The sequence below is a fragment of the Staphylococcus sp. GDX8P114P-2 genome (assembly GCF_017892945.1).
Lineage (GTDB): Bacteria > Bacillota > Bacilli > Staphylococcales > Staphylococcaceae > Staphylococcus > Staphylococcus arlettae.
On the sequence record NZ_JAESMB010000008.1, the window covers coordinates 149,641 to 170,015 of the forward strand.

Sequence of the window (20,375 nt, forward strand, 5' to 3'; positions counted from 1 at the left end):
TTAAATTGTTCCTGAAACAAGGGCAAGCACCTGTAATACTTACCCCGAAAATAGATAGAATTAATGTCTGAACTGCTAATATATAATAAATATTATTGTTACACAAACAAAATGATAATAACACGTTAAATTTTCACTTTTTTATATAATATTTTATAGTTTCAATTTTGTTTAAAACGCTATCAGTAAAACTGACATCAGTTACATTTTTAGTAAGGTAATTTACCTCTAACATCAATAAACAGCTCTCAACTATATAAGTCGAGAGCTGCAGTTTATTTTATCAAGCATCTATTTTTAATTAACCATCGCATTTTTGCAGAAATTTACTTTCTACCTAATTTAAGTGCACCTACTATTAATGGGATTTGTAATGGTAATCTTAACCATAAAATTATTTTATTAGGACTTGCACCTGGTTGAAATGGAATTTCTTTAATAGCCATATTGACGTTTGCAGGAAATACCGCAATCATAAATGTAGCTAACAATTTACTTGTGACTGCCTGACCTTTTTTAATCCACAAGAATACACTAAATAAAACTTCGAGAACTCCAGTAAATTGTACGATAAAAGATTTAGCTGGCAAAATATCTGGAACCGTTCTTACAAAGCCGTCTTTTTTAGTAAAGTGCCCTATGCCTGCAATTATAAGTAGCAAAGAATATAACAACCGAAATACCATTTTCATTCTAAAAACACCCTTCACATTACTTTTAGTTCATTGTAACACGATGACTCACACCAGTTAATCAAACCAATTTGGTTTACTAACCCGAACAGTATTATATTTAACAACTTAAAATCCGTTCACAATTGTTTCAAAAACATAATCATATCTCTACATAAAATTCCATTCTCATAAATTTTTTCCTTGTAATGTCTTTCAAAAAAACCTTTATTTATCTCAAGCATTCTAAACCCTGCTTTTTGATAAAAAGCGATTTGTCCAATACTAGAATTGCCTGTACCAACCACAATTTCACTATAACCACTTTCTTTAGCATAGTCGAAAGCATGTAATATTAATTGTTTACCCATTCCACATCCTTGGTTTTTCTCACTAACAGCGATATTAACAAGTTCAACTCTATTCCTTGTAACTCTATTCAATACATAACAACCTATAACTTCTGATTCCACTTTATAAAGAAAACATTCTCCTTTATTGAGCTTTTCTAAAACCATATCCATAGATGGATCGGCTAATAATAAAAGATTAAATGGCGCATCATCTATAGATTTCAATTTTTCAAACACACAAATCTACCCCTTTTTAATATGTCAAAGTTTAAGGGTGTTTCATTAAATTTATCTCATACAATAATAGAGTTAACACTTAATCCTCTACCTTATCAATCTCATAACACCTTTAATCTTCATAGTTATCTAGATTTAACGAACCTGCTGATTCAAAATCTTTAAGATCATTATCTCCATATTGAATAGCACCATTTTCTTTATTAATTTTTATAATTTTTAATCCACCAACACCATTAGTTTGGTAAACTGGAATCTCATAAAAATCACCTTTATCTGTTATTTTCTCAGTATGATTTATGCCACCTTCTTTATAACTGGTATTTTCAATAACTGTCTTAACTGCAGCGTCTGTTAATTTTTCTTTATTAAGTGACCCATCAGCCACATTATTACTAAATAATAATGCTCCTGCTATAATACTTGTTCCTACCACTAATTTTACTTTTTTCATAGTTATCCCCTTTCTGTATCACTGAACTTAAAACCTCATTAATAACTATAATGCGTACAACGTTGTTACCAATAGCCTATCATTAAAATTGTATTTTGAACAATATAAAATTATTTGGTTTTTTATCAATATATAACAATTATTTTCAACCATAACTACCATTGAATCTTAATATTATCCCCAACAAAAAACTAAGGTAAGCACTGTCGTGCCTACCCTAGTTAAATTTTAATGAGCTATTTAGAATTCCTGAATTATTCATATGCCTGGATTTTTACTTTAGTTATATATCCATCATTTTCGTAAAATTGAATCAATGTTCCATTATAATCACGTTCATACATATTCCCATCTGGTGTTTCATAAACATCAGATGGAGCATATACTTCTAATAAATCATTTTGTGACACTGTTTTACCATCTAACTCAAAAAGAACAAAATCCGCGTTATTTTCTCCTCTTTCACAGAATTGTTGATCGTAAATATCTACCAATTGTACTGTATCTGTAGTTCCTTTAGTGATGCTGTAACCATTCATAGTTAAATTGTCATGTTTAATTGCGTTAATAAAATCTTCATCCAAAATAAATTCACTGTTAGCAGACGTATAACCAGTAAAGTTATAATGAGGCGTTTCTGCTGCTTGGGCATGTGGTTGATGTGAATAAATGGCTGCTGCACCTATAGCTGTACTAAATACGAAGCCGCACGATAACAAAACCTTTGACACATTATTCATATTAAACACTCCCTGTATGAATTTTGAATCATACTCGACTCAATTGTAATGTTACATCTATATTGCAATAAGTCAACTAAATTCAAGGTGTATTAAAAAAGACAAACACTGATGTGCTTGTCTTAACTATATCTTTTCTTACCTATTCAACTGTCTAATGACTATTAAACTAAAAACTATCAATTGCCAAAAGTAACTTAGTTTTCTATCATACTTCATATTTTAAATAACCGAATTTATTTTTAAAATTTTCATAATCATGTTTATTTTTAAATTGAACACCTATACCTGTATCATCGTGCATGAAAAATGTAATATTCTGGTCTTCACTTATAATAAAAAAATCTAGCCATTTCCACCTTTTATTGATATTTGGTGTTCTCTCCGGAAAATCAAGATTAGCGATACTTTGAATTAAATATTGGTGACGTAAATCTTTTTTATCTATCTCTACAACATAATATTCACAATTTACAAAATCCTCGTCAATACTCATATCATTTTTAAATGCTTATCTATGTAAACGATACTTTCATTTATGATGATTTCTAATGTATTTCGACATAAAATTAGTTCGCTCTTTTGGTATGTTGTCAAAAGACATAATGGCTGTAACGAAGATTAATTTTTTATAATTTGAAAACAAATAATTAAATATATCAATAGCATTTCTATTTACTGTTTCAAAATACAAAGGATTATATTCTGAAAAATAATCGACGCTAATATGTTCAGGTCTCTCTACAAATTGATAAAGCCCTTCAGTAAGATCTACATCAAATGTTAACTTATCTCGAAAAAACTCCTTTTTTTAAATAGGTAATTGAATCATTTTTTCCTCCGTTTTATCTAAAGCTACTTTAATTTCTCCATAAGCATTTTTTAATTTCCATCAATTCACCAATGACTTGCAATAGCTCTTTGAAATATCCATTTAGATATTGAACCCTTGAATGTTGCAAGTTTCTCACATTTACTTATTCTACTTGTTAATATTATTTAATAATTCATTAACAAAAGCAATCGCTGTATTATACTAATTTATAGTTTTTCTTTACTTTTTAATTACATAGATAAAAGAGTCACTTTCCTTTTGAAAATTACGTTCTATACTTAATTGTACAAGTCATTTTTTTCTCAAATATATATCGAAAGGTTGAGTGAGCCTTATGAAAAGCATTAATATATTAATAAATTTATTACCAAGTGAACTTCAAAATATATTAGAAAATAATGATATTGATGAAGTTTTGATATATTTTATGTCAAATGATATTTCTGATGAAAAAATAGCACTTTATTTATCAACGCTTGCTAACCAAGTTAATACTATTGAATACCATGAAATGGTTGCCAGTATTTATCATTTCCACTTTAATTATATAGATCATGCTTATGATTTAGCATATTATCATTATTGGCAATCATTAGAACTTTCTAATTTTGAAGATTACAACCTTTTAGTTGAGTTTTTAAAAATTATAGACGAACCAGACTTCGATATTATTAATAAGCAGGATCTCAAATCAATTGCCCAAAAAGTTATTGAAAAGGATCCAAATAATAAACTAACTATTAAATTTCTAGACCATTAATAAATAAAAAGAGCAATGAATCTTAAAATTCATTGCTCTTTTATTTTAGTTTGCATAAAGTATTTTATATTTAAGTATTAACATTTAAAACATTAATTACACCTTCAATGTTTGCTTTACTATGTGCAATTTTAAATTCATTTGTATTAGTTGTTGTTTCCTCTTTTATGGAAATAATAATTTAAGAAAAGAATTATGAGACCAATGATTATAAATATACTATCAATTGTAATTTGAACCGTAAGTGACCTATCCAAATCAAAGATATTAATCACTATTGGGCGTAAAATTATTAATATAGCAAACAAGTATTTAGCTATTTTTTAGTAGTAAAATACTTAGCCATATAAAAACACTACCTTTCTCAATGGGGTATTGCTTATTTATTTCTCTACACCATATTAACCGATTATTTTTTCAAGACATTTTCATTTAGTATTAAGAATGCAATCATACCAATTGGTATACCTAACAAAGGTATTACAAAACAACTTGCAATTAGCACATATAAAATTAACAACCAAATATCATTAGATTCCCACTTTTTATTTAATAAATAATGCCACATTTCTTTTATACTCATAACAATCGCCCTCTTATATTTTGGTCAACTTTATTTTATATATATACATTATCATAAAATCTGACATCATAAAAACCCCATTAACAAGGCATTATATAAAGTGTTTTTATTTTATTCCCACTAATTGGGGTCAGTTCATCATTTAGGTGGGTTTTATATTAGTATCATCATGTAATAATTTATAATTTAAGGTGTAATATAGGATAGTCTTTACCATGTTCGTCGGTTTGTGATTCTTTATATTTTTTAAATCCATTTTTGATATAAATATTTACTGCGTTATGATTATCTTTATATACATCGACGTATTGAACTTTATTTTCTTGAATATGATATTGAAGTATTTTTGTACCGTATCCTTTTTTAAAATATTTAGGATCTATAAATAACATATCTAAGTTTTGTTCGTTTGTACTTGAAATACCAATTGGTTCATCATTTTCAAACCATAAATAGACTTCGACACGTTTAAAATACTTTGGAATTTCAGATTTAAATTCCAATCTATCTTTTTCTTTTAAAAAATCATGGGTTGCAGTAACAGAGCTTTCCCATATTTCTAATGCTTTTTGATAATCTTTTTCCAGAAGTGCTATTTTTGAAAGATTCATATTTTCCCCCTAGTCTTAATTTAATATTTACGACTAGTTTTTAAATTTTATTTAACTCTATGTCTGTGTCTGTTTGAAGCTGCAATATACCAATAGGTTTTCTATTTATATAACGCTTATATTAAAGCACATATTATATAACGATTGCTATTTAGTCAATATTTACTTATACAGTCTTTCAATTTGTTTGCTCATAAATATAATACTCCATTTGTATATATACTACTAAAACAGCCATACATTAACATGTGTGGTTATTTTAGTAGTATCAAGGCTAGAACAAACGCTTTTTTACTTCTTAAGTTATTATTTTTTACCTTATTGCACATTAGACTTCAATTTTGATTTATTACCACGCTAATATATAAACAATTATATATTAGGAGATGTTTCTATAAATTGAGAAATAAATTTATATCTTTTTTAGTTTTAATACTATTAATTACATTTATTTCTTCCCCCATTTCAGTGCTTGGAAATGAATATGAAGATGTTGATTCGATTGGAACTTTAGACGAAAGTATAAATCAAGCTGAACAGGATAATTTACCAGATTATGTTCCTGTAAAATCGACACAACACTATGAAAATCGAAATGGGATAGTTAGGTTCATTATTAAACATGGGATGAAGGCGTATAAAAGTATAAAATATGCTCCAAAATACCCAGCAGGATTTAAACCAGTTCAAAATGGAACAAAACATTCCACTGTAAACAATAAACCGTTGCTCAAAGATTTGCGGAAAATCGAATCTGGTAGATGGGTTAAAGTATACAAAAATGGCTATGTAAAAGGAAAAAAGGTTTCTGTTCATTACTTTCAAAGTAAATCTGGCTATGTATTTGATGTAAAAACTAAAAATAGATGGAGTCAATTTTAATGATTGCGTTTGAAAACAAATTAGAAATTGAAAAATTTTCACTCATAACGATATATGGATTATTTAAGCAAGTAAATCTAGGGTTAATTAGTATAGATGATGCGGAGTGTATATTTTTTACACCTTATATCATGGAAGAATTAGAAAATTACAATGTTCGACAAGAAATCATAGATTTAGTACATGAAGGTACAGAATTAGAAAATTTTGAAACTTTTAATATTTCTGTCGAAATAGAAACTGATCGATTAATCAAACAAACCGAAGCATTATTATTACAATATAAGAATATTGAATTTACAGAAAAAATGTTGACTGAATTTATTATAATGAAAAAAAATCCACCGGAATAATACTTTGAATTTAAGGGTAGATCGAATTAACGGACTTTGAAAAGTGAATTACTTATCTTCTTTGTTGTTTCGCTTTCGGTCTAGGACAATGATGTGCCACAATCTAAGTTGTTTTAAAAGCTTCTGGTGATTTGTATGTTAATAAAATCACTAGAGCTTTTATTATTTCATCTACTTTAACACTCCCTTTTCACGAGTGTTGGTAATGTGTATCTAAACCTTATATATACAATAATAATATAAAATATGCTCCAAAATACCCATCAGGATTTAAACCAGTTCAAAATGGAACCAAACATACTACTGTAAACAATAAACCGTTGCTTAGAGATTTGCGGAAAATCGAATCTGGTAGATGAGTTAAAGTATACAAAATGGCTATGTATTTGATGTAAAAACTAAAAATAGATGGAGTCAATTTTAATGATTGCATTTGAAAACAAATTAGAAATTGAAAAATTTTCACTAATTACAATATATGGATTATTTAAGCAAGTAAATCTAGGGTTAATAAGTATAGAAAATGCTGAACGCATGTTTTTCAGCCCATATATTATGGGAGAGCTAAAAAAATACAATGTTCGACAAGATATCATCGACTTAGTACATGAAGGTACAGAATTAGAAAATTTTGAAACTTTTAATATTTCTGTCGAAAAAGAAACGAATCGACTAATCAAACAAACCGAAAAATTATTGGTAGAATATAAAAATGTTGAATTTACAGAAGAGAAGTTGACTGAATTTATTATAAAGAAAGAAATTTCACCTGAATAATACATTGAATTTAAGGGCACACTACTGTGCCCTATATATTTTACTTAATACATAACTTCAATAATAATGTTTTCTTTCTATATCATAATACAAGTTCCATCATAATCCCATCAGTTGTTTTTATGAATCCATTTTTTTCATAAAATTTTGACGATAGTTCTCCACCTGTAATTAAGAAAATAGTATTTATATTTTCCCGTTTCATTGCATCGGAGACATAGCTTATTAATTGTTTCCCAATACCCAATTTTTGTTGGGAAGGTATTACATTGAATTCATCTATACAAAATTGATTTAAACCACTAAAATAATAATCAATTCTACCTAGACACATAGCTATTATTTTCCCCTTTTCTTCAACAACGTATCCTCTTGAGTTAAACCCACTCATTGTTGCTTCAATTCTAAGTAATGCTTCATTTTCAGTCCATTTATTATTCCATGGCGGACCAGCATATGCTGCGACTAAATTTTTAGCACAATCATTATAATCAACCGCATGAATTTTTCTAATGTTCATAGTTATACCTCCATTTCTCTATAGCCAACAAATTACTCTAATTCAAATCTATAATTCACAGAATATTCTAACATAAATGCATATAAATAATATCTGCTATATAGAAAAATGAGTAACCTAAATTTATCCAAATATACCTGCTTATTAAAAATATGATTATTTTATCTCCACAATATCTTTCAAACCCAATTTAACTATTGCATTTTCTTCATATCAAATATAAATTTTGTGACTATGAATCAAATTTGTAAATATAAGTCTCGTATTTTTAATATAGGGTTTACTAAATGACTCATTGATTAATTAATGAGTCATTTAACTTTTGTAATAGGTCACTTTTCCAATTGTTTCAAAATCAAAGTTCTTCATCATGTAAATTCATAAAATATATATGATTATCTGTCCATTCTCCAAATTCATATATAAAGCCTTTTCTAGTACATTCAAACTCAAATCCTAGTTTTTTTAACAAATTTGAGGAAGGTTTATTATCTAAATTCACATGTGCTTCAAGCCTATGAAACCCTAATTCTTTATTAGCAATTTCCAAAACTTTTAACATCGATTCGTAGGCAAAACCATTGTTCCAAAATTGATTATGTATATAAAAACCACATTCACCCCATTGAAAGTTTTCACGCTCAATAGTAACTATATCAATCATTCCTAGATGCTTCCCTTTTTTATCGAAAATAGAAAAAATATACATCTCATCGTTTTCAAATAATTTTCTATGATTGTCCACGAAATTATTAAACCACTTTTTATTTCTATCAGTTAAATCTATTTTGCCTTTATCATGTCTATACTTTGACTCTTCCCTTTCAGAAAAACTTAAAAGCCAAGAATCATAATCCGAAAAGTCTAATGGTCTTATAATCAAACGATCAGTGCTAAAATTATAATCTTGAAAATTCAATAAATCTCCTCCATTTTTATAATTTAATTTCACTCTATTTCAATTTCTTTATTGACGTTAAGATCAGAATAATTTACTTACACAATATCATAATAAATAAGGCAAGCACATAAGTCTTTACCCTTAATCAATCGGATACACTTCCATTTTTGTTACTTAAAATAAATCACTACGATGATTAGTTGTGAAAACCTGATTTTGATTAAATCACAAATTAGCAACTTTTTGTGTATTTTAATAGTACAATTATTTAAGAACAAAAATACAGATACGAATTATAACTTTTGTTTTTTGGATGAAATTTTAGAAGATGTTAAAAAGCGCTTGGAACTTTATTACACTTATCATATAAGGTGTTTTATTTTTTACTTTGAAATCATCTGCTGATTCATTTGTTTCTCAATATGGTTTAAAGGTAAAAGTTAAAAATTTGTTTATTGACGGTTATCTTAAATACATTATCCTAAGAATTCCTTATAATTTCTATTTTTATTGTGCTTATATTACTAACCTTAATATATCTATCACTTTCTTTTAAATAAAAGTAATGATGTTTTTTAATCGCTTTTTCAAAACGTTTTAAAGCTATACTTTCATCTATTTTCCAAACATTTTCTACATACTCACGAAAAATATTACCGTCATTCATTTCTATTATAAAAACAAAAATTTCCTTCAATTACACTCACCCCATGTAAACATTATAGTTACGATTATCCAATTAACCACTTCTCAACGCAACAAAGACGCTCTCACAGAACGAAAAACACTCCACTTATTAAAGTGAGTTATTTTCCACGTTGTAATGGTTGTCACCATTTTTATAATACACCTGTGCGAACTTACTAAACCTCATTTGTACATAAACACTACCGAATAACTTTCAATTCAATTCGATTGTTAAGTCATACTTTTAGCTGTGACTAATAGTTATATTGTGATAATACCTGTTACCTAATTTTAGGACGATAGTGTAAGACATACCATATAATTGCGCATATAACGTTCTAATATAGGAAAATCCACATTGTTTAAATTTCCAATTATACAATTAGCTCCTCACGTTCGTTATTTAATGATTTTTTAACTTCTACTACAAAGTTTTGAAATGTGACTTCGTTCTCTTTTTCATGCTGCTTATTACGCTCTAATCGCTTATGATGAAGTACTTCTTGTAACTTATCAATCGTCTTAAATGGCTTGTTACTGCCATTAGATTTAAAGTATCTCATTCCTTAAACTAATTTCCTAAAAGAGATACTAGCGAAGTTTCCACCTTGACTATTTATAGAAAAACTATTATTTGTCATTGCTTTCCTTATTTAAAATCAAAAAAGCTCTCAACCTTGACGGTTGAGAGCTATGTAGTGGAGACGGCGGGAGTTGAACCCGCGTCCAAAGGTCCTGATACACATCTTTCTACGTGTGTAGTCTATTAGTCAATTTCGCGTAATGAGAGGTAATAGACAACCAACATTACGCTAGTTTGATTAAATCTCTTCTAAACAGACTTCAAACGGCAGTGTTTAGCGTAGCCTACTAAGGTTGAATCGCGTTAACAGTGCATAGGCGACACTGTTAGGCGATGCAGAGTGCGATTAGGCAGCTACTGCGAAATTATTGTTTTCTTTGCCAGTTATTATAAACTGTGTGTGTTGTTGCGGAGACAACCCTCCGACACGCTTAATGAGCTCTGGGGACCCCTGTCGAATCCATAAACGTCCCCTCGATGAATGAATGTACTTCCTGTATATCACTACTACCTTATGTTTTACAGAAAGTACATTTAATATTACCAAAAATTGCTTACTTTAGCAATAGATTAGCTTAATAACGGGCTTTCATTGCTCTATCTACGTCACGTTTCACTGCTTTTTCTTTTAAAGCTTGACGTTTATCATATTTTTTCTTACCACGTGCAATACCTAATAAGACTTTACAGTTACCGTGTTTTAAATAAAGTTTTAATGGAACAATAGAATATCCAATCTCACGCGTACGTTCACCCAATTTAATAATTTCACGTTTGTGTAATAGTAATTTTCGTGAACGTCGTGGATCATGGTTAAAGCGATTGCCTTCTTCATAAGGCGCAATATGCATATTTTGCAGATAGATTTCTCCACCTTTTACTTGTGCATAGCTATCTTTTAAGTTGGCACTACCACGACGAATGGATTTAATCTCTGTTCCTTGTAACACAATGCCCGCTTCAATCGTATCTTCAATATTATAATCATGTCTGGCTTTACGATTTTCTGCTAATGTACCTGGTGATTTTTTCTTTGGCATTGAGTTTCACCTCTTCGCTGATTTATTTTTTCTTTTTACGTGCTTTGTTTTTGACTTTTTTATCTTTGTAAAACGGTTTGTGTTTAGTGTTACCACTTTTTTGGCTATCACGATTACGCTGGTTTTTACCTTTACGTGATTTTTTCTTTTTATTACCTTTACCTTGCTGACGATCATCTTTTGACTTATCTAATGACTTACCACGTGTTTTAGCTTGAATTGTTTTACCACGTGCTGGTCTTTGACTACGTTCATTTTTAGGTAATGGCATACCTACGATTTGGAAATCAATCATGCGTTCATCCACATCAACATGGATAACTTTAATTTTCACTGCATCACCAATACGGAACACTTTTGCTTGGCGTTCACCAATCATCGCCATTTGGCGCTCATCGAAGTGATAATAGTCATCCGTTAAGTTAGCTACGTGAACCATACCTTCAATGGTATTTGGTAATTCAATGAACATACCAAAGTTAGCAACAGAACTAATAATACCTTCAAATTCATCACCAATATGCTGTACCATAAATTCTGCTTTCTTCAGTTCATCTGTGTCACGTTCGGCTTCAATCGCACGACGTTCTCTTTGAGATGTATGTTCTGCAATTTCTGGTAAGCTATCTTCCCATTTTCTTAACTCTTTTTCGTCCATTGCATTATCGATTAAATACTTACGAATGAGACGGTGTACAGTTAAATCTGGATAACGACGTATAGGTGACGTGAAATGTGTATAATATTCTGCTGACAAACCAAAATGACCTAAATTGGTGTCATCATAATGTGCTTGTTGCATTGATCTTAACATCATGGTAGAGATAACCATTTGTTCTGGTAAACCATCTACTTCTTGTTGAATTTTTTGTAATGTTGAAGGATGGATGTCTTCTCCTGTACCTTTAATCATCAAGCCGAAATTCGTAATAAAATCGAAGAATTGGCGTAATCTATCTGATTTTGGTTGCTCATGTACACGATAAATAAATGGTACATCTAACTTATCAAAATGTTCTGCTACAGTTTCGTTAGCAGCTAACATAAATGATTCAATTAATCGTTCACCTTCTCCACGATTACGCACTTGAATATCGGTAGGTAGACCTTCCTCATTAACTAACACTTTAGCTTCATTTATATCAAAATCAATTTCACCACGACGTTTACGCATTTGGATAAAACGTTGTGACAAATCTTGAGCCAAATCTAGCATTGGTGTTACTTCGCTATATTTGTTACGTGTAGCTTCATTTTTATCTGTTATTATTTCGTTTACTGCATCATAGGTCATACGGTAATCAGAATGGATAACACTATCGAATATTTCATGATTAACGATATCTCCATGCTCATCTATTTCCATACGACAGCTTAATGTTAAGCGGTCTACATCTGGATTCAATGAACAAATACCATTACTTAAACGATGTGGAATCATCGGTATTACTCTATCTACTAAATAGACACTTGTAGCACGATCATATGCTTCTTTATCTAATGCGGAATTTTCAGTGACATAGTAACTAACATCCGCAATACTAACCGTTAATTGAGTATTACCATTAGATAATTGCTGCACACTAATCGCATCATCTAAGTCTTTTGCATCTGCACCGTCAATCGTTATAGTGAGTTCATCTCGTAAATCACGTCTACCAGTAATTTCTGACGGTTTAATTTCATCTGGTACTGCTTCTGCCTCTTCTAACACTTTATCAGGAAATTCAATTTCTATACCATGTTGATAAATAATAGATAAAATATCTACACCTGGATCATTCTTGTGTCCTAAAATAGCAGAAACATGACCTTCTGGATTAGAATTGTCATCAGCGTATTTAGTAATTTGTACTAACACCTTATGACCATCAATAGCACCTAAATTTTGACCTTTAGGAATAAAGATATCTTGCATAATACGTTTATCATCTGGTAGCACAAAGCCGAAGTGACGTGCTTCACTGTAAGTACCTACTACTTGTGTAACTGAATGTGTTTCTATAGATTTTACTTCACCTTCAGTTTTCCCTTTATGTTCACCACGTGAGTTTTGTACTTCTACAAGGACCGTGTCACCATCCATCGCTCTGTTAATCTTAGTAGGTGGAATAAAGATATCATCCATTTCACTATCTTCTGGGCGTAGAAAGGCAAATCCTTTTTTATTTTGGCTTAGCTTACCTTTTAATAATGCCTTCGTTTTTTGTTTCGAAGCTACTTTTCTTTGGTATCTATCTGTTTTAGTTCTTTCTATTAAACCAGTTTGTTCTAGTTCAACTAGCACCTTTATTAAATCTCTAAATGAGTCGGCACTGCTTAAACCTAATGCATCTTGGAAATCTGACACTGACATTGGTTCATAGTCAGGTTGTTTAATGATTGTTTCAATAGATTGCTTTAAATTCATCATGCCCCTCCTTTCTATATTTTAATTTTAAAATAATTATTCAGACCAATCTAACGATTCTAAAAACTTGAGAACATCTTCAAAAAGTTGTTCTTTTTCTTTATCAATAGTAATGACATGACCAGAGTTGGCATACCATTTTATTGTTTTATCATCCGATTCGCTTTCATTGTATATAATATTAGCTGAATCAGTATTAATCATTTGATCCAATTCGCCTTGTGCTACAAAGATTGGATCCATCACTTCATCAACATGATCGCGTACATCTTGAATTTGTCCTTGTAATTCTTTCAATGTCTCAGTTGGTTTGAAAGCGGACATTTCAGCTTCTATCGTTGAAGCATGTTTACCTTCATACTTTTTAAAGGTACGTGCATAATCTAATACACCTTCAAACATAGAACCTTCAGTCTTAATGTACATAGGCGAACACATGGTTACAATACCCTTTACATCTCGATTTAAGCTTATTTTTAATGCATAACACCCACCTAGTGATATACCTGCTACCGCAATTTCATCATAGCCTTTATCGACTAAATAATCGTATGCATCCAAGGCATCCTTATACCAAACATGTGGGCTGGACTTTAAAATTTCTTCTGGGGGAGCTGCATGTCCTTCATATTGAGGTGCATAACAAGTATAACCTTGTTTTTGTAAGAAACGCCCCATCTGTCTAACATCTGCAGAGTTACCAGTAAAGCCATGTAATAATAAAACAGCACGATTACTTTCTTCAAATAAGAAAGGTTCTGGAAGTTTAATTTGCATTTTGTTCAATCCTTTCACTGTCATGTCACATAGTTTTGCCACCTTGGCACTTTATGTTTTATCATCATGATGAGCTGTTTAGCTTCTCAAGTACTATTATAAATAAAAAAGCCCGACTTTAACATTGTCGGACCTTATATACCCAAATATGTTATGCCTAACATTAACAAGAAGAAAATGATAGACAATACAATTGTTAATCTATGCAAGAATAAATCGACACCGCGTTGCTTTTGTTTACCAAATAACTGCTCTGCACCACCACTAATTGCGCCAGAAAGTCCATTACTTTTTCCTTCTTGGAGTAATACAACAGTTACTAATGCAATACAATCTATAATTAATAGAACTATTATTAACGAGTGCATAAACATTGTCCTCCATTCATTATATACAAAACGCATTATATCACACGTTCGTCTATTTTATCAAATACCTATCGATTAAACGTACTTTTTCGTTTGATTGATACTACTAACATATATATTGCGATAAGCGTAGAAGCAACTAACACAATAATCAGTGGTAAAGTACTTAATACTGACTTAGCATCACTGATAGCTTGTAAGACTACAGAAACATTAATCAAATTATATAAAACATTAGTCGTGAATGCCGCAAACATAAACCACCATAAATACGTGTGACGATTCCAAATAGCTATAATACCTGCTAAATATGCTAATACATACATAACACCTGTGTATTGAAAACTATTACGGATAGTACCAATTGCATTGTCAGTCGCTTTTTGCCCACTATTTGTCAACAATTGTCGCACTACACTATCATCTAAAACTATGAAATTGTGAATAGCAGAAAGTATTGCCAATATTAGCGAACTATATGCGATAAAGTGTGCTGTCTTTGTTACTCTAGACTTTTGATTTTCATCCATTTCCAAGTACTCCTTAAGATATTTCCATACTTTATTATATCAGTTTCAAAGTTAAAGATGAATTATTCTGATAGAAACTTTCCATATTGATGCAAAAATAAACACGTAAGTCGATTGACCTACGTGTTTATCCGCGTGAACTCATTTAATTTAAGCTATATTATTTAGATAAATTATAGAATGCTTTAAGTCCTTTGAACTTAGCTGTTTCGAATAATTCATCTTCGATACGTAATAATTGGTTGTATTTCGCAATACGGTCTGTTCTTGATAATGAACCAGTTTTGATTTGACCTGCATTTGTAGCAACTGCAATATCAGAAATTGTTGTATCTTCTGTTTCACCAGAGCGGTGAGAAACTACAGCTGTGTATCCAGCTTTTTGAGCCATTTCAATAGCTTCAAATGTTTCAGTCAATGTACCGATTTGGTTAACTTTGATAAGGATTGAGTTACCAATTCCTTTTTCGATACCTTCTTCTAATTTAACAGTATTTGTAACGAATAAATCGTCACCTACTAATTGTACACGGTCACCAATACGATCAGTTAGAACTTTCCAGCCGTCCCAATCGTTTTCATCCATACCGTCTTCAATAGTAATGATTGGATATTTATTAACTAATTCTTCTAAGTAATCAACTTGCTGTTCAGCAGTAAGTTTCGAACCGTTTTCACCTTCGAATTTAGCATAATTATATACGCCATCTTCAAAGAATTCTGATGAAGCACAGTCAAAGCCTAAGAATACATCTTTACCTGGCTCTAAGCCTACTGCTTTAATTGCTTCTAAAATAGTTTCTACTGCATCTTCAGTACCTTCGAATTTAGGTGCAAAGCCACCTTCGTCACCTACTGCAGTTTCTAAACCACGGTTTTTAAGGATTGATTTCAAGTTGTGGAAGATTTCTGCGCCCCAACGTAATGATTCTTTAAATGTAGCAGCGCCTACTGGTAAAATCATAAATTCTTGGAATGCGATTGGTGCGTCTGAGTGAGAACCACCATTTACGATATTCATCATTGGAACTGGTAATTCTGTACCGTTAAATCCACCTAAATATTTATAAAGTGGTTGTCCTAATAAATCAGCAGCTGCACGCGCTACAGCGATAGATACACCTAAAATAGCGTTTGCTCCTAATTTACCTTTGTTTTCAGTACCGTCTAATTGAATCATCATTTTATCAATAGATACTTGATCTAAAGCTGAGAATTCACCTTCAACGATTTCTGGTGCAATAATTTCATTTACATTTTCTACAGCTTTAGTAACACCTTTACCTAAATAACGTGATTTATCTCCATCACGTAATTCAACTGCTTCGTGTTCACCTGTAGAAGCACCTGAAGGTACTAATGCACGTCCGAATGCACCACTTTCAGTTAATACTTCAACTTCAACTGTTGGATTACCACGTGAGTCTAAGACTTCGCGAGCATAAACATCTGTAATAATTGGCATGTTTGTTAATCTCCTTTTTCCTAAGTAGTTTAGAGTTTTTATTTTTGCACTTTCATTATAGCTTGATTCAACGTAAATATAAAATAATTTAATTATTGAAACAAACTGTGATTATGAAAACAAGTCATATGACTACCTTATCTAAGAAGATAGTCATAGCTTATTATTCTTAAATCTTGGTTGTTTTCTTACTGTTATTTAGAATGATTGATTAACGTTTCACCAGTCATATCTTCTGGTTGTTGAACATTTAATAAATCTAATAATGTTGGTGCTAAGTCACCTAAGCGACCTGTTTCACGTAATGTGACACCTTCTTTAGTAACAATAACTGGTACTGGGTTAGTTGTATGTGTTGTCATAGGTTCATCGTTGTCAGTTAGTACCATGTCTGAGTTACCATGATCTGCTGTAATAATCGCATGACCACCCATGTCGATAATTTTATCTACGACTTCTCCTAGACATTCATCTACAGCTTCAATTGCTTTGATTGTAGGTTCTAACATTCCACTATGTCCAACCATATCTGGATTCGCAAAGTTCAATAGAATTAAATCTAAATCACCTTGGTTTAACTCTTCGATTAAAGCGTCTTTTACTTCATAAGCACTCATCTCAGGTTTTAAATCATACGTTGCAACTTTAGGTGAATCGATTAAGCGTCGACGTTCCCCTTCAAATTCGTCATTACGTCCACCACTCATAAAGTAAGTCACGTGTGGGAATTTTTCAGTTTCAGCAATACGTAATTGTTTTAAACCGTTATCTTGTGCTACTTCACCGATAGTATTTGTTAAATCTACTTTTTCAAAGACAATTTCTGCCGCAACATTATCATTGTATTTTGTAAAAGTAGCATAGTATAAGTCTTTCACTTGTTCTACTTTAAAACCATCAAATACTTTATTTGTGAATACTTCAGAAAGCTGTGCAGCTCTGTCTGGACGGAAATTGAAGAAAATCACTGAATCTCCATCATTCACACCATTGTTTTGGTCAGCAATAATAAATGGTTCTACGAATTCATCAGTAAGGTCTTTAGCATAGTTTGCTTCGACACCTTCTTTTGCAGTAGCAAATGTTGGTCCATCAATGTTGCGAATCGCATTATATGCTTTTTCTTCACGGTCCCAACGCTTGTCTCTATCCATTGCATAATAACGACCTGAAATAGATGCGAATTGACCGATACCAATTTCTGCAAATTTAGCTTCTGTGTCTTCGATAAATTTTAATGCTGATTTTTGATCAACGTCACGTCCATCTAAAAATGCATGAACATATACTTTATCGAGACCTTGTTTTTTAGCTAATTCCAATATTGCAAATAAGTGTTTGTAATGACTGTGCACACCACCATCTGACAATAATCCAAAGACATGTAGCGCAGAATTATTATCTTGTACGTGTGTTATAGCATTATTTAACACTTCATTGTCAAAAAAGTCACCGTCTTCAATAGACTTGTTAATACGAGTTAAGCTTTGATAGACAATACGTCCAGCACCAATATTCATATGACCAACTTCTGAATTACCCATTTGGCCTTCTGGAAGTCCTACATCCAAACCACTTGCTTCGATTTGTGTCGTTGGATATTGGTCAAAATAACGATCAAAGTTCGGTTTGTTAGCTAGTTTGACAGCATTTCCATGTTCACTTTCACGATTTGCAAAACCATCCAAAATGATTAATGCAGTTGGTTGTTTAGCCATATTATTTAGCACCTTCTAACAATTGTACAAAATCGTCGACTTTAAGAGATGCTCCACCTACTAATGCGCCGTCGATATCTGTTTCAGCCATGTATTCTTTAATGTTGTTAGGTTTCACACTACCACCATATTGAATACGAGTTGCGTCTGCTACGTCTTGGCTTGTAGCATCAGCGATTGTTGTTCTTACAAATGCACACATTTCATTTGCATCTTTAGCTGTAGATGATTTACCTGTTCCAATTGCCCATACTGGTTCATAAGCAATTACAACTTGTTTCAATTGTTCGTCTGATAAACCTTCAATAGCTTTTTTCACTTGATTACCTACAACTTCATTTGCTTTACCACTTTCACGTTCTTCATCTGTTTCACCTACACAAATGATTGGAGTCATGCCGTGGTTAAATACTGCATGTGCTTTTTTGTTAATTTCTTCATCAGTTTCGTGGAAAATGTCACGACGTTCTGAATGTCCAATAACAACAAATTTCACACCTAAATCTGCTAATGCTACTGGTGATGTTTCGCCAGTAAATGCACCATTATCTTCAAAATATGCATTTTGCGCACCGATTTGTAATCCTTGTGCTTTCCCTTCATTTACTAATGATACTAAAGCATCTAATTGAATTGTTGGTGCACAGATTACTGATTCAACTTCATTAGTATCTGGTAATGTTGGTAATTCATTGATAAAATCTTTAGCTTCTTGAACTGTTTTGTTCATTTTCCAGTTACCAGCAATAATTGGTTTTCTCATTACAATACACTCCTATTAATTGATTTATAATTATCCTTTAATATAACTATCAGTCATACTTAGTGCGGAATTTATTTATTGGCAATTGCTACAACGCCAGGTAATTCTTTACCTTCAAGATACTCTAGAGATGCTCCGCCACCTGTTGAAATGTGACTGAAATCATCTGCATAGCCTAATGAAATTGCTGCAGCTGCTGAATCGCCGCCACCAATAATAGTATTTGCATCTTTTAATTCAGCGATTGCTTCACAGACACCAATTGTACCTTTAGCAAAGTTACTCAATTCGAAGACACCCATAGGTCCATTCCATACTACAGTATGAGCACCTTGTAGTTGTTCTTTAAATAAGTCGACAGTTTTAGGACCAACATCCATCGCTTCTTGATCAGCAGGAATGTCATCTGTTGATACTACCGTAATCTCAGCATCATTTGAAAATTCTTTAGCGATTTTACAATCAACTGGTAAAACGATTTGGTCACCAGCACGCTCAAGTAATTCTTTAGCAAAATCGACTTTATCTTCTTCTAATAATGATAAGCCAATTTCTTTACCTTGTGCTTTAAAGAACGTATAAGACATGCCACCACCAATAAGTACTTTATCAGCGATTTTCAATAGGTTAGTAATCACACCTATTTTGTCTGAAACTTTCGCACCACCAAGGATAGCTACTACAGGCTTATCAGGGTTTTCTACAACGCCACCGATATATCTAATTTCTTTTTCCATTAAGAAACCTGCTACTGTTTCTAAATTAGCTGCAATACCTACGTTAGATGCATGTTCACGATGTGCTGTACCAAACGCATCATTTACAAAAACATCGCCTAATGAAGCCCAATATTTACCTAATTCAGCATCATTTTTTGATTCTTTTTTACCATCAACATCTTCAAAACGAGTATTTTCGACTAATAGTACATCGCCTTCATTTAATTCTTGAATAGCTTGTTCTAATTGTTCTCCACGTGTTTCAGGAACAAAAACCACGTTTTTATTTAATTTTGTTGATAATGCTTCGGCTACAGGTTTTAATGTTAATTCTTGTTTATCACTTTCTTCTTTTACTTTTCCTAAGTGTGAGAATAAGACGATTTTACCACCTTGTTCAACAATGTAATTAATTGTCGGTAAGGCTTGAACGATACGGTTATCGTCAGTAATTTCTCCATCTTTCATAGGAACATTAAAGTCAGCACGAACAAGTACAGTTTTACCTTTTAATTCTATATCAGAAACGATTTTTTTAGCCATTTAAACTACCTCCTTTTAATGGGACAATACAGTAAAATAAGCGGAGAAGCGTTTGTGCTCCCCGCTTACTCCTAAGCTTATAGTTAAAATTTAAC

At 31.5% G+C, this 20,375-nt stretch carries 23 protein-coding genes, 1 other RNA gene and 1 pseudogene; 4 read left to right on the forward strand and 21 right to left on the reverse strand.

Features of this window, described 5'->3' with window-relative positions:
- Positions 1 to 326: 326 nt before the first annotated feature.
- The 5 genes and pseudogenes from KA845_RS03800 to KA845_RS13150 form a co-directional block, all read right to left on the reverse strand.
- Entirely contained in the window at positions 327 to 692 is a 366-nt protein-coding gene (locus KA845_RS03800; protein WP_002510406.1) for a DoxX family protein, read from the reverse strand.
- Between the two features lie 119 nt (positions 693 to 811).
- Positions 812 to 1,261 (reverse strand): GNAT family N-acetyltransferase, encoded by a 450-nt coding sequence (locus tag KA845_RS03805; protein WP_002510405.1) that lies wholly within the window; start codon positions 1,259 to 1,261, stop codon positions 812 to 814.
- A gap of 112 nt (positions 1,262 to 1,373) precedes the next feature.
- The gene (locus KA845_RS03810) at positions 1,374 to 1,715 is read right to left on the reverse strand and encodes a hypothetical protein (protein WP_103388086.1); all 342 of its coding nucleotides are present in this window, start codon (positions 1,713 to 1,715) and stop codon (positions 1,374 to 1,376) included.
- 254 nt (positions 1,716 to 1,969) lie between these two features.
- Complete coding sequence (gene isaB, locus KA845_RS03815; RefSeq protein ID WP_021459114.1) at positions 1,970 to 2,455, reverse strand: immunodominant staphylococcal antigen IsaB family protein; 486 nt, start codon at positions 2,453 to 2,455, stop codon at positions 1,970 to 1,972.
- A gap of 208 nt (positions 2,456 to 2,663) precedes the next feature.
- A pseudogene (locus KA845_RS13150) lies at positions 2,664 to 3,182 on the reverse strand (DUF3885 domain-containing protein).
- 442 nt (positions 3,183 to 3,624) lie between these two features.
- Between KA845_RS13150 and KA845_RS03825 the strand changes: the two are divergent.
- The gene (locus KA845_RS03825; protein ID WP_002510400.1) at positions 3,625 to 4,050 is read left to right on the forward strand and encodes a hypothetical protein; all 426 of its coding nucleotides are present in this window, start codon (positions 3,625 to 3,627) and stop codon (positions 4,048 to 4,050) included.
- 409 nt (positions 4,051 to 4,459) lie between these two features.
- On the opposite strand, the gene KA845_RS03830 is transcribed toward KA845_RS03825, so the two are convergent.
- Together KA845_RS03830 and KA845_RS03835 are read right to left on the reverse strand one after the other, a co-directional pair.
- A complete protein-coding gene (locus KA845_RS03830) occupies positions 4,460 to 4,633 on the reverse strand; it encodes a VraH family peptide resistance protein (RefSeq protein WP_021459116.1) in 174 nt (57 codons plus the stop codon).
- Between the two features lie 179 nt (positions 4,634 to 4,812).
- On the reverse strand, positions 4,813 to 5,244 hold the full coding sequence (locus KA845_RS03835) for a GNAT family N-acetyltransferase (RefSeq protein ID WP_210127794.1): 432 nt from the start codon (positions 5,242 to 5,244) through the stop codon (positions 4,813 to 4,815).
- 399 nt (positions 5,245 to 5,643) lie between these two features.
- Here KA845_RS03835 and KA845_RS03840 point away from each other — a divergent pair, with 399 nt between their 5' ends.
- From KA845_RS03840 to KA845_RS03850, 3 genes are all read left to right on the forward strand, one after another.
- Positions 5,644 to 6,126: a hypothetical protein gene (locus KA845_RS03840; RefSeq protein ID WP_021459118.1), complete on the forward strand. Its 483-nt coding sequence runs from the start codon at positions 5,644 to 5,646 to the stop codon at positions 6,124 to 6,126.
- A complete protein-coding gene (locus KA845_RS03845; protein WP_002510519.1) occupies positions 6,126 to 6,479 on the forward strand; it encodes a DUF3969 family protein in 354 nt (117 codons plus the stop codon). The genes KA845_RS03840 and KA845_RS03845 overlap by 1 nt, the downstream gene beginning before the upstream one ends.
- A 423-nt stretch (positions 6,480 to 6,902) precedes the next feature.
- Complete coding sequence (locus tag KA845_RS03850) at positions 6,903 to 7,256, forward strand: DUF3969 family protein (protein ID WP_002510520.1); 354 nt, start codon at positions 6,903 to 6,905, stop codon at positions 7,254 to 7,256.
- A gap of 82 nt (positions 7,257 to 7,338) precedes the next feature.
- On the opposite strand, the gene KA845_RS03855 is transcribed toward KA845_RS03850, so the two are convergent.
- The 14 genes from KA845_RS03855 to KA845_RS03920 form a co-directional block, all read right to left on the reverse strand.
- On the reverse strand, positions 7,339 to 7,776 hold the full coding sequence (locus KA845_RS03855) for a GNAT family N-acetyltransferase (protein ID WP_021459119.1): 438 nt from the start codon (positions 7,774 to 7,776) through the stop codon (positions 7,339 to 7,341).
- Between the two features lie 355 nt (positions 7,777 to 8,131).
- Positions 8,132 to 8,695, reverse strand: a complete 564-nt coding sequence (locus tag KA845_RS03860; RefSeq protein ID WP_002510522.1) for a GNAT family N-acetyltransferase — start codon at positions 8,693 to 8,695, stop codon at positions 8,132 to 8,134.
- A 463-nt stretch (positions 8,696 to 9,158) separates the two neighbouring features.
- Positions 9,159 to 9,374: a hypothetical protein gene (locus tag KA845_RS03865; RefSeq protein WP_021459120.1), complete on the reverse strand. Its 216-nt coding sequence runs from the start codon at positions 9,372 to 9,374 to the stop codon at positions 9,159 to 9,161.
- Between the two features lie 364 nt (positions 9,375 to 9,738).
- On the reverse strand, positions 9,739 to 9,927 hold the full coding sequence (locus KA845_RS03870; protein WP_021459121.1) for a hypothetical protein: 189 nt from the start codon (positions 9,925 to 9,927) through the stop codon (positions 9,739 to 9,741).
- Between the two features lie 133 nt (positions 9,928 to 10,060).
- Positions 10,061 to 10,421, reverse strand: a transfer-messenger RNA (tmRNA) gene (gene ssrA, locus KA845_RS03875).
- Positions 10,422 to 10,522: 101 nt separating this feature from the next.
- Entirely contained in the window at positions 10,523 to 10,987 is a 465-nt protein-coding gene (gene smpB, locus KA845_RS03880) for an SsrA-binding protein SmpB (RefSeq protein WP_021459122.1), read from the reverse strand.
- 22 nt (positions 10,988 to 11,009) lie between these two features.
- Positions 11,010 to 13,397, reverse strand: a complete 2,388-nt coding sequence (gene rnr, locus KA845_RS03885) for a ribonuclease R (protein WP_021459123.1) — start codon at positions 13,395 to 13,397, stop codon at positions 11,010 to 11,012.
- A gap of 36 nt (positions 13,398 to 13,433) precedes the next feature.
- Positions 13,434 to 14,174 carry an alpha/beta hydrolase gene (locus KA845_RS03890; RefSeq protein ID WP_210127795.1) on the reverse strand — a complete coding sequence of 247 codons (741 nt, stop codon included), beginning with the start codon at positions 14,172 to 14,174 and terminating at the stop codon, positions 13,434 to 13,436.
- Positions 14,175 to 14,308: 134 nt separating this feature from the next.
- Positions 14,309 to 14,542 carry a preprotein translocase subunit SecG gene (gene secG, locus KA845_RS03895; RefSeq protein WP_002510527.1) on the reverse strand — a complete coding sequence of 78 codons (234 nt, stop codon included), beginning with the start codon at positions 14,540 to 14,542 and terminating at the stop codon, positions 14,309 to 14,311.
- 68 nt (positions 14,543 to 14,610) lie between these two features.
- A complete protein-coding gene (locus tag KA845_RS03900) occupies positions 14,611 to 15,072 on the reverse strand; it encodes a hypothetical protein (RefSeq protein ID WP_002510528.1) in 462 nt (153 codons plus the stop codon).
- 160 nt (positions 15,073 to 15,232) lie between these two features.
- Complete coding sequence (eno, locus tag KA845_RS03905; protein ID WP_002510529.1) at positions 15,233 to 16,537, reverse strand: surface-displayed alpha-enolase; 1,305 nt, start codon at positions 16,535 to 16,537, stop codon at positions 15,233 to 15,235.
- Between the two features lie 194 nt (positions 16,538 to 16,731).
- On the reverse strand, positions 16,732 to 18,255 hold the full coding sequence (gpmI, locus tag KA845_RS03910) for a 2,3-bisphosphoglycerate-independent phosphoglycerate mutase (protein WP_002510530.1): 1,524 nt from the start codon (positions 18,253 to 18,255) through the stop codon (positions 16,732 to 16,734).
- Position 18,256: 1 nt separating this feature from the next.
- The gene (gene tpiA, locus KA845_RS03915; protein ID WP_002510531.1) at positions 18,257 to 19,018 is read right to left on the reverse strand and encodes a triose-phosphate isomerase; all 762 of its coding nucleotides are present in this window, start codon (positions 19,016 to 19,018) and stop codon (positions 18,257 to 18,259) included.
- A gap of 71 nt (positions 19,019 to 19,089) precedes the next feature.
- Complete coding sequence (locus KA845_RS03920; RefSeq protein WP_002510532.1) at positions 19,090 to 20,280, reverse strand: phosphoglycerate kinase; 1,191 nt, start codon at positions 20,278 to 20,280, stop codon at positions 19,090 to 19,092.
- Between the last annotated feature and the right edge of the window lie 95 nt (positions 20,281 to 20,375).

What these genes read in the sequence shown, in the direction of transcription:
- KA845_RS03800 (WP_002510406.1), bottom strand. Translation starts at nt 692, where the DNA reads ATGAAAATGGTATTTCGGTTGTTATATTCTTTGCTACTTATAATTGCA.
- KA845_RS03810 (WP_103388086.1), bottom strand. Translation starts at nt 1,715, where the DNA reads ATGAAAAAAGTAAAATTAGTGGTAGGAACAAGTATTATAGCAGGAGCA.
- isaB (WP_021459114.1), bottom strand. Translation starts at nt 2,455, where the DNA reads ATGAATAATGTGTCAAAGGTTTTGTTATCGTGCGGCTTCGTATTTAGT.
- KA845_RS03825 (WP_002510400.1), top strand. Translation starts at nt 3,625, where the DNA reads ATGAAAAGCATTAATATATTAATAAATTTATTACCAAGTGAACTTCAA.
- KA845_RS03830 (WP_021459116.1), bottom strand. Translation starts at nt 4,633, where the DNA reads ATGAGTATAAAAGAAATGTGGCATTATTTATTAAATAAAAAGTGGGAA.
- KA845_RS03835 (WP_210127794.1), bottom strand. Translation starts at nt 5,244, where the DNA reads ATGAATCTTTCAAAAATAGCACTTCTGGAAAAAGATTATCAAAAAGCA.
- KA845_RS03845 (WP_002510519.1), top strand. Translation starts at nt 6,126, where the DNA reads ATGATTGCGTTTGAAAACAAATTAGAAATTGAAAAATTTTCACTCATA.
- KA845_RS03850 (WP_002510520.1), top strand. Translation starts at nt 6,903, where the DNA reads ATGATTGCATTTGAAAACAAATTAGAAATTGAAAAATTTTCACTAATT.
- KA845_RS03855 (WP_021459119.1), bottom strand. Translation starts at nt 7,776, where the DNA reads ATGAACATTAGAAAAATTCATGCGGTTGATTATAATGATTGTGCTAAA.
- KA845_RS03870 (WP_021459121.1), bottom strand. Translation starts at nt 9,927, where the DNA reads ATGAGATACTTTAAATCTAATGGCAGTAACAAGCCATTTAAGACGATT.
- smpB (WP_021459122.1), bottom strand. Translation starts at nt 10,987, where the DNA reads ATGCCAAAGAAAAAATCACCAGGTACATTAGCAGAAAATCGTAAAGCC.
- rnr (WP_021459123.1), bottom strand. Translation starts at nt 13,397, where the DNA reads ATGAATTTAAAGCAATCTATTGAAACAATCATTAAACAACCTGACTAT.
- KA845_RS03890 (WP_210127795.1), bottom strand. Translation starts at nt 14,174, where the DNA reads ATGCAAATTAAACTTCCAGAACCTTTCTTATTTGAAGAAAGTAATCGT.
- secG (WP_002510527.1), bottom strand. Translation starts at nt 14,542, where the DNA reads ATGCACTCGTTAATAATAGTTCTATTAATTATAGATTGTATTGCATTA.
- KA845_RS03900 (WP_002510528.1), bottom strand. Translation starts at nt 15,072, where the DNA reads ATGGATGAAAATCAAAAGTCTAGAGTAACAAAGACAGCACACTTTATC.
- eno (WP_002510529.1), bottom strand. Translation starts at nt 16,537, where the DNA reads ATGCCAATTATTACAGATGTTTATGCTCGCGAAGTCTTAGACTCACGT.
- gpmI (WP_002510530.1), bottom strand. Translation starts at nt 18,255, where the DNA reads ATGGCTAAACAACCAACTGCATTAATCATTTTGGATGGTTTTGCAAAT.
- tpiA (WP_002510531.1), bottom strand. Translation starts at nt 19,018, where the DNA reads ATGAGAAAACCAATTATTGCTGGTAACTGGAAAATGAACAAAACAGTT.
- KA845_RS03920 (WP_002510532.1), bottom strand. Translation starts at nt 20,280, where the DNA reads ATGGCTAAAAAAATCGTTTCTGATATAGAATTAAAAGGTAAAACTGTA.